This is a genomic window from Methylobacterium sp. Leaf87, assembly GCF_001422775.1.
Taxonomy (GTDB): domain Bacteria; phylum Pseudomonadota; class Alphaproteobacteria; order Rhizobiales; family Beijerinckiaceae; genus Methylobacterium.
Map to the genome: position 1 here is coordinate 17,856 of NZ_LMMI01000007.1, position 12,942 is coordinate 30,797.

Sequence of the window (12,942 nt, forward strand, 5' to 3'; positions counted from 1 at the left end):
CGGCAGTTGCTGCATTTCTCAAGCCAGTTCGGCCAGGAGTTCGGGCGTGTAGGGAATGCCCTCCGGCTTTTCGCGGACCCTGAAGAGTCGCCAGAGCGGTTCCCGGAATTCGTCCGCCTGATCGATGAGAACGTACACCCCCTTCGAGGTGTAGAGATCGACGCGCCCATTGGCGCCGATCACCCACAATCCCTTCGGCTTGAAGACCGCATAGGCCCCCTGCGGACCCTCGACTCTGAGAATCGGCTGCTCCGCAGGCGCAACGTCATGCCTCTGTACGAGGTCTTCGTTCATGGCGACCGTACCGGGGTGCGAGGCCGTCCAGCCATGCGCATCGGCCCACGCTTCAGCGCCCTGGAAGAGGGTTCCCAACCGCGCGATCCAATCGTCGATCCGGTGCTGGACATCCTCCTTCGAGAGATCGCTGCCGGGCAGGAGCGGCAGATCGTCGTCATTGAGCATGTGGGTCGTCATTCCCTCGCTCCGTCCGTTCGCAACAGCATTCCCGGCGACAGGCTATCACAGGCGGAACCGGACCTCGTCCGCCCCGCTCACCCCCCGCTCACCCACCGCATCACCACCAGCGTCCCCGTGACCGTGAGCGCCCCGCCGATGCGGGTGGCGATCTGGGCGAACGGCATCAGGCTCATGCGGTTGGCCGCCGTCAGGATGGCGACGTCCCCGGTGCCGCCCTGGCCGCTGTGGCAGGCGTTCACGATGGCGGTCTCGATGGGGTACAGGCCGAGCCGGCGCCCCACCACGAAGCCCGTCGCCATGAGAGTCACCACGGTGGACACGATGGTGATGAGGTTCGGGATCGTGAAGGCCGCGACGAGCTTGTCCCAGGGGGTCAGCGACACGCCGACGGCAAAGAGCAGCGGGTAGGTCATGCTGACCTGCACGAACTTGTAGGCGACGAAGCCGCCGGCCTGGAGCCGCGGCGACACGGCGCTGGCGAGCTTCGCCATCACCGCGAGGAACAGCATCGCCACGGGGGCGGGCAGGCCGGTGAGGTGGTGCATCATCACGCCGAGCAGGTAGAGCGTCACCGCCGTCAGCGCCGCCGCGCCCACGGTGGCGGCGTCGACGGGGATGTCCTCCGCCTTCACGGCGGCGACGTCGTTCTCCCGGTCGGGCTGCAGCCGGCCCTCGCCGGTGAGGTGGGGCAGGCGCTTGCCGACGGCATTGAGGGTGCCGGCCAGGACGATGGCCGTGAGGCTGCCGAGCATCACCGGCGGCAGCACCTGGGCAAACACGTCGCCCTGGCCCTGACCGAGGATCGCCGCGTAGCCGATGGAGAGCGGGATCGCGCCCTCGCCGACGCCGCCGGCCATGATCGGCACCACGAGGAAGAAGAAGGTGTTGTAGGCGCCCAGCCCCAGCAGGGTGCCCACCAGGGTGCCGACGATCCCGGCCGCCACGGAGCCCGCCGCCAGGGGCACGAAGATCTTGAGGAAGCCCTTGATCAGAACGTCGCGGTCCATCCCCAGGATGCTGCCGACAATGATGGTGGCGATGTAGAGGTAGAGGAAGTTGGTGAACTTGGTGAAATCCACGATCGCCTTGAAGATCTGCGGCGGGATCCACCCGTAGAACACCAGGGCCGAGGGGATGAAGGTCGCGAAGATCGCCCCCGCGCCGATGCTGCGCAGCACCGGCAGCCGCTTGCCGATCTCGGCGCAGGTGAAGCCCCCGAGCACCAGCACGGCGATCATCGTCGGCGCGTCCGATTTGATCTCGCCCTCCTGGGTCAGGATCGCCAGCAGGACGACGAGGATCGCGTAGACCGGGAGCGGGATGATGCCGATCTTGATGTCGACGATCCGCCACCAGCCCTGCGGCCAGAATTTCTTCGCGGGCGCCTCGACCGGGCCGTGGGTCTCCGCCGGGGAGACGGAGAGGGGATTCGACATGGGTGTTCTCCCGTGAGCCCGTCGCCCCATGGGGCCGGCTCGCCTGTTCGAACCTCGTGGCGGCGCGTGTCCTGGCATGTGCTGGCCGACGCCCCGCCCGGGTCCGTATGCGGACGATGGGCTGTTCGGAGCGGCGGGTTGTCAACGTCAGCTTGTATCAACCGCGCCGGATCGTAGCTGAACGCCATCCGCCGCGTGTCGGACGGGTCCCGGACGCGAGGCGGATTCCTTCCTTCCGCGAAACGGTCTAAACGGCCGGGCACGGCGCGTGTCGCGCCCGATCCCACCCCACCCGGCTTACCTGCTGCGTTCGCAGGAGTGAGCCACCGCGAGAGTGATCCCGATGCCCATCCTGACCTTCCCCGACGGCAACACCCGCAGCTTCGAGGATGCCGTCACCGGCCGCGCCGTCGTCGAGGGCATCGCCAAGTCGCTCGCCAAGCGCACCGTCGCCATGGCGCTGGACGGCCGGGTCCGCGACCTCTCCGACCTCATCGAGCACGATGCCCGCATCGAGTTCCTCGACCGGGCCGATCCGCGCAGCCTCGAGCTGATCCGGCACGATTGCGCCCACGTGCTCGCCGAAGCCGTGCAGGCCCTGTGGCCGGAGACGCAGGTCACCATCGGGCCCGTCATCGAGAACGGGTTCTACTACGACTTTTCCCGCGACCAGCCGTTCACCCCCGACGATTTTCCGACGATCGAAGCGAAAATGCGCGAAATCATCGCGCGTGACGCCGCCTTCACCAAGGAAGTCTGGAAGCGCGACGATATCCGAAAAATCTTCTCGGAGAAGGGCGAGGCCTACAAGGTCGAACTCGTCGACGTGATTCCCCCCGGCGAAGACCTCAACATCTACCGGCAGGGCGACTGGTTCGACCTGTGCCGCGGCCCGCACATGACTTCGACGGGCAAGGTCGGCACCGCCTTCAAGCTCATGAAGGTGGCGGGCGCCTATTGGCGCGGTGACTCCAACAACCCGATGCTGACCCGCATCTACGGCACCGCCTGGGCCACCAAGGAGGACCTCGACGCCTACCTGCACCGCCTGGAGGAGGCCGAGCGCCGCGACCACCGCCGCCTGGGGCGCGAGATGGACCTGTTCCACTTCCAGGAGGAGGGGCCGGGCGTGGTGTTCTGGCACGCCAAGGGCTGGACGGTGTTCCAGGAGCTCATCGCCTACATGCGCCGGCGCCTGAAGGGCGATTACCAGGAGGTCAACGCCCCCCAGATCCTCGACAAGGCCCTGTGGGAGACCTCCGGCCACTGGGAGTGGTACCGGGACAACATGTTCGTCACGAAGACCGAGGACGAGCGCGTCTTCGCCATCAAGCCGATGAACTGTCCCGGCCACGTGCTAATCTTCAAGCACGGCCTGAAATCCTACCGCGACCTGCCCCTGCGCATGGCGGAGTTCGGCGCGGTCTCGCGCTACGAGCCGTCCGGCGCGCTGCACGGGCTCATGCGGGTGCGGGCCTTCACGCAGGACGACGCGCACGTGTTCTGCACCGAGGACCAGCTCGCCGCCGAGTGCCTCAAGATCAACGACCTCATCCTGTCGACCTACGCCGATTTCGGCTTCGGCGACATCGTGGTGAAGCTCTCGACGCGGCCCGAGAAGCGGGTCGGGTCGGACGCCCTGTGGGACCACGCCGAGGAAGTGATGACCCGCGTGCTCGCCCAGATCGAGGAGCAGTCGGGCGGCCGGATCAAGACGGCGATCAACCCGGGCGAGGGCGCCTTCTACGGGCCGAAATTCGAGTACGTGCTGCGCGACGCCATCGGCCGCGACTGGCAGTGCGGCACCACCCAGGTGGACTTCAACCTGCCCGAGCGCTTCGGCGCGTTCTACGTCGATGCCGACAGCGGGAAGAAGCCGCCGGTCATGGTCCACCGTGCCATCTGCGGTTCCCTGGAGCGGTTCACGGGCATCCTCATCGAGCATTTCGCCGGGCATTTCCCGCTGTGGCTCGCGCCCGTGCAGATCGTCGTGGCGACCATCACGGGGGACGCCGACCCCTACGCACGGGAAGTGGTGGCGGCCGCCGACCGCCTCGGCCTCCGGGTGGAAGCCGATCTGAGAAACGAAAAGATCAACTACAAGGTCCGCGAGCATTCGCTGGCGAAGGTGCCGGTGATGCTCGTGGTGGGCCGCAAGGAGGGCGAGGAGCGCACGGTCTCGGTCCGGCGGCTGGGCAGCCAGCACACCCGCACGGGCGGCCTCGACGAGACCCTCGCGGCCCTGGTGGCGGAAGCGACCTCCCCCGACCGCATCCGCGCCGACAGCATCGCGGCGAGCGTGCCGAGCGCGGAGGTCACCCTCGACGGCCAGAACGAGGAAGCGCCGACGCCTTGAGGGACTGCGCCCCTTTCGATCCAACGATCGGAAGGGGCTTTCGGGAGCCGGTTGCACGTCCGCCGCGTTTCTTCCTATGATTGGGGATCAACGGCGCGCTGCCATGCGCGATCGACGTCGGAGGTGCCGGGATCATGACGGATGAAAAGCGTCGTGCGGCCATCAAGGTTCTGATCGCCAAGCGTACCGCCGCGAATACGGCAAGTCCCGCTGCCGCGCGGGCGGCCCTCATCGAGGAGGGCATCTATACGAAGGACGGCGAGCTTCGCGCGACTTTCGGTGGTCCGGACGAGAAGGCGACACGCGCCGCTTGAGCCGTCTCGCGACTTCCTTCGTCCTGGGTTACCACGGATGCGACGAAGCCATCGGGCGCGAGGCAATCCGTGGCGATACCGCACTCATTCAGAGCGACAAGGACTACGACTGGCTCGGGCCCGGGGCGTATTTCTGGGAGTCCGATCCGAAACGCGCCTGGGAATGGGCCGAAGCGAAGTTCGCGACCTCAACGACGGCAAAGCCCTTCGTCGTGGGTGCGGTCATCGATTTGAGACATTGCCTCGATCTGACCAATCGCGAGGATCTCGGGATCGTTCGGTTGGCTTACGATTCCTTCGTGGCAACGCAGACGATGGCGGGCCTGCCGCTACCGGAAAACCGAAACGTCAAGGGCGCCCCGAATTCCGATCGTCTGTTGCGGTTCCTGGACCGGGCCGTGATCAAACATCTTCACAGCATGATCGACAGTGCGGGGAAGGGGGTCCCCGAACTGGAACCCTACGATACCGTGAGGGGGATGTTCACGGAGGGCGGTGAGCTCTACCCGGGCGCGGGATACATGCGGCGAAGCCACTCGCAGATCGCCGTCCGCAACCCGCGGTGTATCCTAGGCCTGTTTCTGCCGCTTCCCATCCGATAGGCCCTCAGCCCTTCAGAGCTTGCCCAACGCCACGGCCACGCGCGCGGCGCCGTCCTGCGGCGTGCCCGCATCCGTGTGCAGGTGGAGGTCCGGCTCGGCCGGCGCCTCGTAGGCGGAGTCGATGCCGGTGAAGTTCGGGATCAGGCCGGCACGGGCGCGGCGATAGAGGCCCTTGGGGTCGCGCTTCTCGCACACGGCCAGCGGCGCATCGACGTAGACTTCGAGGAACGGGATCTCCCCCGCGATGGCGCGGGCCTGGGCGCGCTCCTTGCGGAACGGCGAGATCAGCGAGACGATGGTGACGATGCCGGAGCGCGCCAGGATGCGCGCCACCTCGGCCGCCCGGCGGATGTTCTCGATGCGGGCGGCGTCGCCGAAGCCGAGGTCGCGGCTGAGGCCCTGGCGCAGTTCGTCGCCGTCGAGGATCGTGGCCTGGTGTCCCTGCGCGGCGAGCAGGTCCTGCAGCGCTTCGGCCGTGGCCGATTTGCCCGCGCCGGACAGGCCCGTGAGCCAGACGATGGCGGGCTTCGTGAGGGCGGGTGTCATGGGCGACTCCTTCATGCTGGGCGGCCTATCAGGCCGCGCAGTTGGCGGCAAACAGCGCCAGCGCCCTCTGCATCGCCGCGTAATGCGCCGGGCTCGCCGGGTTGCGCAGCTCCGCCCCGTCCGGGACGAGGGCGGCGAAGCCCGCCTCCAGATCGGCGACGAAGCCGCGCGGCCCGACGTGTTGGCCCATCCGGTTCGTGGTGTCCACCTGGCCGCAGACGGCCCCGGCCCGGCCCATGCGGAGCCGGTCGAAGCGCGCGGTCTCGGGCGCCTTCAGGCCCCGGCCGAGGAGCGCGACGGCGGCCTGCGCGATCTCCGGCGGAAGCGCGGAGGCCTCCGGGAGGGGCTGGGCGTGCGCGGCCGGGGCGACGAGCGTGACGAAGGTCAGGCCGACGGAAATCCAGCGGTGAAGGATCATGGGGCGGTCTCGCGGCGACGGAGCGATCAGGGCGAGGGTCACGTCGCCTTGGCGACCACCTCGATGTCCCGGTCCAGCCCGCTCTCGACCTTGAACTCGCGGGTGTAGACCTGCCCGTCGTGGCGGGCGATGAGCACGTAGTCGCCCTCCGCCAGGACCACCTGGGGGAACGCGCCGATGGCCTCCCGGATGGTGTCGCCGCCCGGCGTCAGGACGCTGAAGGCAGTGCCCGCGAAGGCCTCGGCCCCGGCGGCGGCCACGAGCTTGAGGGTGACGGTGGCGGCGTGGTGGCTGAGGGTCGCGTCGGTTACCTTGCCGTTCTCGACCTTGAGGTCGGCCCGCTGGATGGCGTTCGATTCCCCGTAGGTCGAGACCACGTGGTAGGTGCCCTCGGGCAGGCGCAGCAGCTCGCCGGCCTTGACGCCGCTGCGCACCAGGCGCCCCTCGGAATTGGTGCCGATGGGCACGAACACCGAGAACGCCACCTCGGCGGGCGGGATCTTCACGTCGCCGATGGCGCCCGAGAGCTTGAGGGCTCCGGCATTGACCCTGAGCCCGTCGGAGACCGGCACCCCCGCCATGGTGAGACGCTTCGAGGCGCTGGCGAAACCGTACGTGACCGTGGCCACGTAGGCGCCGGGCGCCAGGGTGAAGGTCGGCTCGGCCGCCTCCGAGCGCGCGACGATGCCCGGCCGCACGCCGTCGGCGCGGTCCTCGTAGATGCGCCAGGCCAGCCCCGAGCGCATGGGCTTGTCGCTGCCGGCGAACACCGCCTTGAGGCTCAGGGCGGCGTCGGCCTGGGCCACGGGCGGCGGCAGCTCCGGCCCGGTGACGGAGGGGGTCGGCAGGTTCGGCCCGATCCGGTTGTGGAAGCCGCTCTCCTGGGCGCCGCCGGGCGTCGCCAGAAGGGCCGACAGTGCGACCGTCAGTGCGGCGCCGAGCATCGGGTCCCTCGTCATGCGACCTCTCCCTTCGCGCATCCTTCGCGCGTCCGATCCCCATGCTCTGGAACCGGAGCGTGGCGACGGCATGACCGGCGTTCTCGGCCCGAGATCCATGCTAGATCACGCGCAGCACCGCAAGACTCCAACGGACTCCGCCTCATCCCTCCCAAAAGGTCTCGCAAAAGGTCTCGATGAACGCCACCCTCGATCTCCTGCGCACCCGCCGCTCCGTGCCCCCGATGCGCCTCGACGGCCCCGGCCCGGCGCCGGCCGAACTCGACGCGCTCCTCACGCTGGCCGCCCGGGTGCCGGACCACGGCAAGCTCGCGCCCTGGCGCTTCCTCGTCATCGCGGGCGAGGCGCGGGTGCGAATCGGCACCGTCATCGCCGACACCTACGCGGCCGACCATCCGGAGGCGGATTCCGGCCGGCTCGATCTGGAGCGGGCCCGCCTCGCCCACGCCCCCGTGGTGGTGGTGGTGGTGTCCCGCGCCGGGCCGCACGTGAAGATCCCCGAATGGGAGCAGGTGCTGTCGGCGGGCGCCGTGTGCATGAACCTCGTGGTCGCCGCCAACGCGGCGGGCTACGCCACGTCCTGGCTGACGGAATGGTACGCCTACGACCGGCGCGTCCTCGACGCCCTCGGGCTCGCCCCGAGCGAGAAGCTCGCGGGCTTCATCCACATCGGCCATCCCCAGGAGGTTCCGGGCGACCGGCCCCGGCCGGTGCTGTCCGACATCGTCACCCGGATCTGAGCCCCATGCATTACGATTCCGAAACCAAGGGCCTGCCGCACAATCCGCTGAAGGCCCTCGTCGCGCCCCGTCCCATCGGCTGGATCAGCGCGATGAACCGGGCCGGTGAAGTGAACCTGGCGCCCTATTCGTACTTCAACGCCGTGGCCTCGGGGCCCGACATGGTGATGTTCTCGTCCTCGGGCCGCAAGGACGCCATGACCTTCGCGGAGGAGGGCGGCGAGTTCGTGTGCAACTTCGCCACCTACGCCCTGCGGGAGGCCGTGAACGCCACCTCGGCCCCGCTGCCGCGCGGGCAGAGCGAGTTCGATTTCGCGGGTCTCACGCCAGTCCCATCGCGAAATGTGCGGCCGCCACGGGTGGGGGAATCGCCCGCCGCCATCGAGTGCAAGTGGGTGCAGACGGTGCCGCTGACGCCGCTCGGCGGCGGGGACGCGAACCACTTCCTGGTGATCGGGCAGGTGGTGTCGATCTACATCGACGACGCCTTCATCGTGGACGGCGTCGTCGACACCGGAGCGATGCGGCCGATCCTGCGCGCGGGCGCCTTCGACTACTTCACCGCCGAGCCGGAGACGCGCTTCTCCCTCGAGCGGCCGGCGGGCGGCGGGGGCCGGTAACTCGGCCCCGTCAGAGAAGGCGCCTCACCGCGTCAGGCCGCCCTCGCCCTGCGAGACGGCCACGTGGATGAGTTCGGCGAGCGTCCGCACGCCGAGCTTGTGCCGCAGGCTGGCGCAGGCGCCGATCACCGTGCGGTAGCTCACGGCGAGGCCGTCCGCGATGGTCTGGTAGGACTGGCCCCGGCCGAGCAGGGACAGGATCTGGAGTTCGCGGGCCGTGAGGTCGGCGAGCGGCGCCCGCTGCCCGGCGAGGCCCAGCACCGCGACGCGGGTGGCGAGGTCGTGGTCGAGGTAGCTCCGCCCGGCCCGCACGGTCTCGAACGCCGCGTGGAACTGCGCCGCCGGCACGTCCTTCAACACGTAGCCCGTGGCCCCGCTCTCCAGGGCACGCGACACGATCACGGGATCGTCGTGCATGCTGAAAGCGAGGATGCGGGTGTCGCGCTCCAGGGCGCGGATCTGGCGGATCAGCGACAGGCCCGCCAGCGCCCCCGTGCGGAAGGTGAGGTCGGCCACCACCATGCCGGGCCGCAGGCGGTGGAACAGGCGGTAGCCGCCGACGATGTCGGTGGCCTCGTGGACGGTCTCGACCCCGGCGTCCTCCATGATGCGGCGGAAGCCCCGCAGGATCACCGGATGGTCGTCCACGATGAGGACGCTCGTCATCGCGCCGCCCCGGGAGCGGGGGTCGGGCCTGATCTGTCGTTCCCGTCGTGATCCCCGCCCCCCCTGTCGTCCCCGCTTCCTTGCGCGGCGTAGCGCTCCGTGAGGCGGGCCAGGGCGGTGGCCCGGTCGGCGCCCTGCCGGCGGGTGTTGTAGTATTGCTGGCACATCTCGCCGTAGAGCTGCTTGCGCGTGGTCACCGCCGCCACGGCCTCCAGGCCGTCGAGGAGGTCGGCATAGGGCTCGGGCGTGCCCGCCTCGACCAGCATCTGCCCGAGCTGCACCGTGCGGTTGGCCACCATGCGGGGATCCTCGATGAACGCGTCCTTGGCGCGGGCGAGGCTGTAGCGCAGGTGATCGGCCCCTGATCCGACCTCGGGCACCGGGCGGCCGAGTTCGCGGCTGGCGAGCCAGCGGGCCGGCTCCATGGCATCCGTCGGCGAGAGCCAGGGCGGGATGTCCGCATCCGATCTCGTCGCCACCACCGTCTGCTCCTCCGGCGCGCGCGACGCCTCCGCGGGCTCCTCCGGCTTGTCGCAGGCCGAAAGCCCGAGCACGAGGCAAAGAGCGAGCCGCCGGAAGGGCGCAGGCCGCCGCCGCTCCGTCATGGGATCTCCTTCGACATCAGAACGGCGAGGCCGCGCGGTCCCTCGCCAACGGGCAGCCGCGCCGTCTCCGTGAGGGTGGGAAGGTCGATCACCGAGACGGAATCCGAGAACCAGTTCGCCACGTAGGCCCTGTCCCCCGAGACCGCCACGCCCTCGGGATAACGGCCCACGGGAATCGTCGCGACGGGCGTCAGGGCCGCGTCGAGGACCACGAGGGTGCCGGCCTGCTGGTTGGTGACCAGGATGCGCGCGCCGTCGCCGCTCACCGCGACGCCGTACGGCATGCCGCCGAGGGCCGCGCGCCCGACGATCGTCAGGGTGGCGGTGTCGATGGCGTGGAGGTCGCCGCTGCGCACGCAAGCGACGTAGAGCCGGTCCTGCGCCGGGTTCAGCGCCAGGGCGAACGGTCCCTCGCCGACGGGCACGGTGGCGATCCGGGTCATGGTCGCGGTGTCGACCACGCTGACCTGACGGCTCTCGCGGTCGGCGACGTAGAGGCGGCCGCGCGTGTCGAGGACGAGACCCGCCGGATCGCGCCCGACGCCGACGCTGCCCTCCACCGCACCCGTGGCGGTGGAGAGTCGCACCACGCGGGCCCCCGACCAGTCGCCGACGAACAGGCTCCGGCCATCCGGGGCCACGGCGACGCCGAAGGGCTGGCCCGCGAAGGGCAGGCGGGCCAGCACCGCGCCGCTCGGCCCGTCGACCACCGACACCGTATGGGTGTCCGAATGGGCGAGGTAGAGCCGCCCGTCCGGCCCCGCCGCCACCTGCGCCGGCCCCTTGCCCACGGGGATCGCCGCCCCCGACGGCGCCACCGGCGTCAGGGTGCCGCCCTCCTGGCTCACCGCGTAGACGGTTTGGGCCAAGCCCTTCTCAGCCGAGCCCTTCTCCGCCAAGGCCGGGCCGGAGACCGCGCCGGCGAGGAGGGCCGCGAGGGCGAGCGTGGCGACCCGCCCGATCACTTGGCCTTGCCACCCTCGACCTTGGCCTTCAAACCCTTCAGGCCGTTGCCGAAATAGGCGTTCATCGCCGCCTTGCCGGCGGCGTCGCTCAGGTCCTCGGGCGGCTCGTTGCCGGTGTCGCCCCGGTAGAACCGGCCGAGCCACTCGACCTTGGAGCCGTCGCCGTCGGGCGTCACCGTCAGGGTGGCCGAGTAGGACGAGACCGGCAGGGCCTTCAGGTCGGCATCCGACAGGCGGTACGAGTAGGTGAAGGTCTTGTCGTTCATCTCGTCGAGGCCCTCGTCGAGGGTGCCGCCGTTCTTGAGCGTGACCTTGCGCCGTCCCCCGGCGGCGTTGCCGTCGACGGCCTCGCTCCTGGCGACGTCGGGGTGCCAGGTGTCGATGGCCGCGAAGGTGCCGACCACCTTCCACACCGCCTCGGGCTTGGCCGCGATGGTGACGGACTGGTCGACCTTCTGCGGCGTCGGGCCGTGGGCCAAAACGGGGGTGACCGAGACGGCGGTGACCGGGGCGGCGAGGGCGAACAGGGCGAGGAACACGGTCGGGGCGACGAGGCGCATACGGATCAGGCCTTTTTCAGGGTGAGGGCGCGTGCGCGACCCGAGGGGAGGGCGCGCACCATGGGAAACAGGAAGGCGGCGAGGGCCAGCGCCAGGGCGGCCCCGCCGAGGACGGGGCGCAGGTCGAGGCGGCCGGGCAAGGGGCGCGGGGTCGCGGCGGCACGGAGCGGAGCCGCCAGGCCGCCGGGCCCGTCAAGATGGACGTAGGCGAGGCCGGTCTCGCCCGCGAGGGTCTTCAGGTAGGGCTCGCGCACGGAGGAGAGGTGCTCGTTGCCCGTGGCGGCGACGCCGCCGAAGGGGGCGTTGCGCGGGTTGTAACCCTCGCGGCTCTCGGCATCGGCCGGGGGCGGGCCGAAGCGGTTCTCCTGCTGGACGTCGCCCGACCCGTAGAAGCCGATCTCGCGGCCGCGGTCGTTGTAGCGCGGGATCGGCGACAGGGCGTAGGCGCCGGCCCCCACGATGAGCCCGCGCACGGCGCCGGGCTTGCCCTCGAAGCGCGGCCCGCCCGTGCTGGGCAGGGGCGGCGCCTCCTGCCCGTCCGTGACGAAGAGGAGGTCGGTATCGAGGCTGGCCGCCATCTCCACGGCGCGGAACAGGCCGGCGGAGATGCGGCTGTCGCCCTCCCAGGCCATGCGCCAGTCGAGGGCCGCCAGGGCTCCGTCGAGGGGGGCGAAATCGGCGCAGACCTCGATGGGCGTGAACAGGAGGAACGGCCGGCGCTCGGTGAACAGGCCCAGCGCCACCTGCGAGCCGCAGGGCAGGGCGGTGACGAGGTCGCGCAGGGCCCCCCGCGCCGTGTCGAGGCGGCTCGCCGGCTTGCCGTCGGCGCTCGCGTAGTCGCGCACGATCATGCTGCCGGTGATGTCGACCACGGCCAGCACCGAGACCCCGGTCCGGGTCAGCGGCACGGCCGGCAGCACGAGGGCGAGGACGACGAGGAAAGCCGCCCCGGCCAGGGCCTGGAACCGGCCGTCGCGCAGGTTGCGGGCGAGATGCACCCTCATGGTGCCCCCCTGGGGAGGCCCGGGACCTCGGTCCAGATCTGCTTCGGCTCGGCCTTCAGCTCGTCGCCGGTCTTGCGGTCGAATTCGGGAAAGTCGCGCAGGAGGCGCGAGGCGACGTCGAGGTTGAACTTGGCGTCCCAGAGGTCGGGCGCGTTCTGCAGGGCGCGCCGGTAATCCTGGCGCGCCAGGGTGATGAGGGGCCCGGCCGGGTCGAGGTCGCCGCGCTCCAGATGGGAGAAGGCCTGCCGCAGGCGGGTGTTGGCCAGCGCGTAGCGGGCGCGCGCCACCCGGTCGGTGTCGCCGGCCCGCGCGAGCGCCTCGACGAGGGGCTCGATCCCCTCGGGCAGGCCGCGCCGGGCGAGGTGCTGGACCCGGGCGAGCAGCAGGGGGGCGGAGGCGTCCGTCCCCACGGGCACGTCGCGCCCGGCCTGCAGGGCACCGATCGCGGCGTTGTCGCGCGCCACCCGCCACGCCGCGACGCCGAACCCGAGGGCCGCGAGGCCGAGCAGCACCGGCAGGGCGAGGAGCAGGCGCGGCCGGGCACGCCGGAGGGTGTTGACGATGCGGGCGCGGAGGAGGGGGCCGGCGCGTTCGGTGGGGAAAGCGAGCGCCGTCATCGGGTGGCCTCCAAGGCGATAGGGCGCGTCCCCCTCTCCCCGCCACGCGGGGAGAGG

At 70.5% G+C, this 12,942-nt stretch carries 16 protein-coding genes; 5 read left to right on the plus strand and 11 right to left on the minus strand.

Going from position 1 to position 12,942, the window contains the following annotated elements:
- Positions 1-18: 18 nt before the first annotated feature.
- Both ASF22_RS05960 and ASF22_RS05965 read right to left on the minus strand, forming a co-directional pair.
- The gene (locus ASF22_RS05960; protein WP_056168973.1) at positions 19-474 is read right to left on the minus strand and encodes a hypothetical protein; all 456 of its coding nucleotides are present in this window, start codon (positions 472-474) and stop codon (positions 19-21) included.
- Positions 475-551: 77 nt separating this feature from the next.
- Positions 552-1,913 carry a 2-hydroxycarboxylate transporter family protein gene (locus tag ASF22_RS05965; protein ID WP_056262455.1) on the minus strand — a complete coding sequence of 454 codons (1,362 nt, stop codon included), beginning with the start codon at positions 1,911-1,913 and terminating at the stop codon, positions 552-554.
- 343 nt (positions 1,914-2,256) lie between these two features.
- Between ASF22_RS05965 and thrS the strand changes: the two genes are divergently transcribed.
- The 3 genes from thrS to ASF22_RS24755 all read left to right on the plus strand — a co-directional run bounded on the left by thrS (position 2,257) and on the right by ASF22_RS24755 (position 5,185).
- Positions 2,257-4,269, plus strand: a complete 2,013-nt coding sequence (gene thrS, locus ASF22_RS05970) for a threonine--tRNA ligase (RefSeq protein WP_056262458.1) — start codon at positions 2,257-2,259, stop codon at positions 4,267-4,269.
- Between the two features lie 134 nt (positions 4,270-4,403).
- On the plus strand, positions 4,404-4,583 hold the full coding sequence (locus ASF22_RS05975) for a hypothetical protein (protein WP_156368878.1): 180 nt from the start codon (positions 4,404-4,406) through the stop codon (positions 4,581-4,583).
- Positions 4,580-5,185 (plus strand): hypothetical protein, encoded by a 606-nt coding sequence (locus ASF22_RS24755; RefSeq protein WP_056168962.1) that lies wholly within the window; start codon positions 4,580-4,582, stop codon positions 5,183-5,185. Before ASF22_RS05975 ends, ASF22_RS24755 begins: the two co-directional genes overlap by 4 nt.
- A 12-nt stretch (positions 5,186-5,197) precedes the next feature.
- On the opposite strand, the gene cysC is transcribed toward ASF22_RS24755, so the two are convergent.
- The 3 genes from cysC to ASF22_RS05995 are packed head-to-tail and all read right to left on the minus strand — an operon-like array spanning position 5,198 to position 7,093.
- Positions 5,198-5,731, minus strand: coding sequence for an adenylyl-sulfate kinase (gene cysC, locus ASF22_RS05985; RefSeq protein ID WP_244472920.1), 534 nt, complete (start codon positions 5,729-5,731; stop codon positions 5,198-5,200).
- Positions 5,732-5,759: 28 nt separating this feature from the next.
- The gene (locus tag ASF22_RS05990) at positions 5,760-6,149 is read right to left on the minus strand and encodes a hypothetical protein (protein WP_056262662.1); all 390 of its coding nucleotides are present in this window, start codon (positions 6,147-6,149) and stop codon (positions 5,760-5,762) included.
- Between the two features lie 38 nt (positions 6,150-6,187).
- On the minus strand, positions 6,188-7,093 hold the full coding sequence (locus ASF22_RS05995) for a hypothetical protein (protein WP_156647624.1): 906 nt from the start codon (positions 7,091-7,093) through the stop codon (positions 6,188-6,190).
- Between the two features lie 191 nt (positions 7,094-7,284).
- On the opposite strand from ASF22_RS05995, the gene ASF22_RS06000 reads away from it, so the two are divergent.
- Both ASF22_RS06000 and ASF22_RS06005 read left to right on the plus strand, forming a co-directional pair.
- Positions 7,285-7,848, plus strand: a complete 564-nt coding sequence (locus tag ASF22_RS06000; RefSeq protein ID WP_056262464.1) for a nitroreductase — start codon at positions 7,285-7,287, stop codon at positions 7,846-7,848.
- 5 nt (positions 7,849-7,853) lie between these two features.
- On the plus strand, positions 7,854-8,468 hold the full coding sequence (locus ASF22_RS06005) for a flavin reductase family protein (protein ID WP_056262467.1): 615 nt from the start codon (positions 7,854-7,856) through the stop codon (positions 8,466-8,468).
- Between the two features lie 24 nt (positions 8,469-8,492).
- On the opposite strand, the gene ASF22_RS06010 is transcribed toward ASF22_RS06005, so the two are convergent.
- From ASF22_RS06010 to ASF22_RS06035, 6 genes are read right to left on the minus strand one after another with little or no spacing between them, the layout of a single operon-like run.
- The gene (locus tag ASF22_RS06010; RefSeq protein WP_056168945.1) at positions 8,493-9,134 is read right to left on the minus strand and encodes a response regulator transcription factor; all 642 of its coding nucleotides are present in this window, start codon (positions 9,132-9,134) and stop codon (positions 8,493-8,495) included.
- Positions 9,131-9,739 carry a hypothetical protein gene (locus ASF22_RS06015; RefSeq protein ID WP_244474208.1) on the minus strand — a complete coding sequence of 203 codons (609 nt, stop codon included), beginning with the start codon at positions 9,737-9,739 and terminating at the stop codon, positions 9,131-9,133. Before ASF22_RS06015 ends, ASF22_RS06010 begins: the two co-directional genes overlap by 4 nt.
- On the minus strand, positions 9,736-10,704 hold the full coding sequence (locus ASF22_RS06020; RefSeq protein ID WP_348271125.1) for a YncE family protein: 969 nt from the start codon (positions 10,702-10,704) through the stop codon (positions 9,736-9,738). Before ASF22_RS06020 ends, ASF22_RS06015 begins: the two co-directional genes overlap by 4 nt.
- Positions 10,701-11,264, minus strand: coding sequence for an SRPBCC family protein (locus ASF22_RS06025; RefSeq protein ID WP_056262470.1), 564 nt, complete (start codon positions 11,262-11,264; stop codon positions 10,701-10,703). The genes ASF22_RS06020 and ASF22_RS06025 overlap by 4 nt, the downstream gene beginning before the upstream one ends.
- A 5-nt stretch (positions 11,265-11,269) precedes the next feature.
- The gene (locus ASF22_RS06030) at positions 11,270-12,268 is read right to left on the minus strand and encodes a vWA domain-containing protein (protein ID WP_056262472.1); all 999 of its coding nucleotides are present in this window, start codon (positions 12,266-12,268) and stop codon (positions 11,270-11,272) included.
- The gene (locus ASF22_RS06035; protein WP_056168934.1) at positions 12,265-12,885 is read right to left on the minus strand and encodes a hypothetical protein; all 621 of its coding nucleotides are present in this window, start codon (positions 12,883-12,885) and stop codon (positions 12,265-12,267) included. The genes ASF22_RS06030 and ASF22_RS06035 overlap by 4 nt, the downstream gene beginning before the upstream one ends.
- Positions 12,886-12,942: the final 57 nt, after the last annotated feature.

Excerpts from the sequence above, each read along its gene's own strand:
- ASF22_RS06000 (WP_056262464.1), top strand. The coding sequence starts at position 7,285 with ATGAACGCCACCCTCGATCTCCTGCGCACCCGCCGCTCCGTGCCCCCG.
- ASF22_RS05965 (WP_056262455.1), bottom strand. The coding sequence starts at position 1,913 with ATGTCGAATCCCCTCTCCGTCTCCCCGGCGGAGACCCACGGCCCGGTC.
- cysC (WP_244472920.1), bottom strand. The coding sequence starts at position 5,731 with ATGACACCCGCCCTCACGAAGCCCGCCATCGTCTGGCTCACGGGCCTG.
- ASF22_RS05975 (WP_156368878.1), top strand. The coding sequence starts at position 4,404 with ATGACGGATGAAAAGCGTCGTGCGGCCATCAAGGTTCTGATCGCCAAG.
- thrS (WP_056262458.1), top strand. The coding sequence starts at position 2,257 with ATGCCCATCCTGACCTTCCCCGACGGCAACACCCGCAGCTTCGAGGAT.
- ASF22_RS06025 (WP_056262470.1), bottom strand. The coding sequence starts at position 11,264 with ATGCGCCTCGTCGCCCCGACCGTGTTCCTCGCCCTGTTCGCCCTCGCC.
- ASF22_RS06015 (WP_244474208.1), bottom strand. The coding sequence starts at position 9,739 with ATGACGGAGCGGCGGCGGCCTGCGCCCTTCCGGCGGCTCGCTCTTTGC.
- ASF22_RS05960 (WP_056168973.1), bottom strand. The coding sequence starts at position 474 with ATGACGACCCACATGCTCAATGACGACGATCTGCCGCTCCTGCCCGGC.
- ASF22_RS06005 (WP_056262467.1), top strand. The coding sequence starts at position 7,854 with ATGCATTACGATTCCGAAACCAAGGGCCTGCCGCACAATCCGCTGAAG.
- ASF22_RS05990 (WP_056262662.1), bottom strand. The coding sequence starts at position 6,149 with ATGATCCTTCACCGCTGGATTTCCGTCGGCCTGACCTTCGTCACGCTC.
- ASF22_RS05995 (WP_156647624.1), bottom strand. The coding sequence starts at position 7,093 with ATGCTCGGCGCCGCACTGACGGTCGCACTGTCGGCCCTTCTGGCGACG.
- ASF22_RS06030 (WP_056262472.1), bottom strand. The coding sequence starts at position 12,268 with ATGAGGGTGCATCTCGCCCGCAACCTGCGCGACGGCCGGTTCCAGGCC.
- ASF22_RS06035 (WP_056168934.1), bottom strand. The coding sequence starts at position 12,885 with ATGACGGCGCTCGCTTTCCCCACCGAACGCGCCGGCCCCCTCCTCCGC.
- ASF22_RS06010 (WP_056168945.1), bottom strand. The coding sequence starts at position 9,134 with ATGACGAGCGTCCTCATCGTGGACGACCATCCGGTGATCCTGCGGGGC.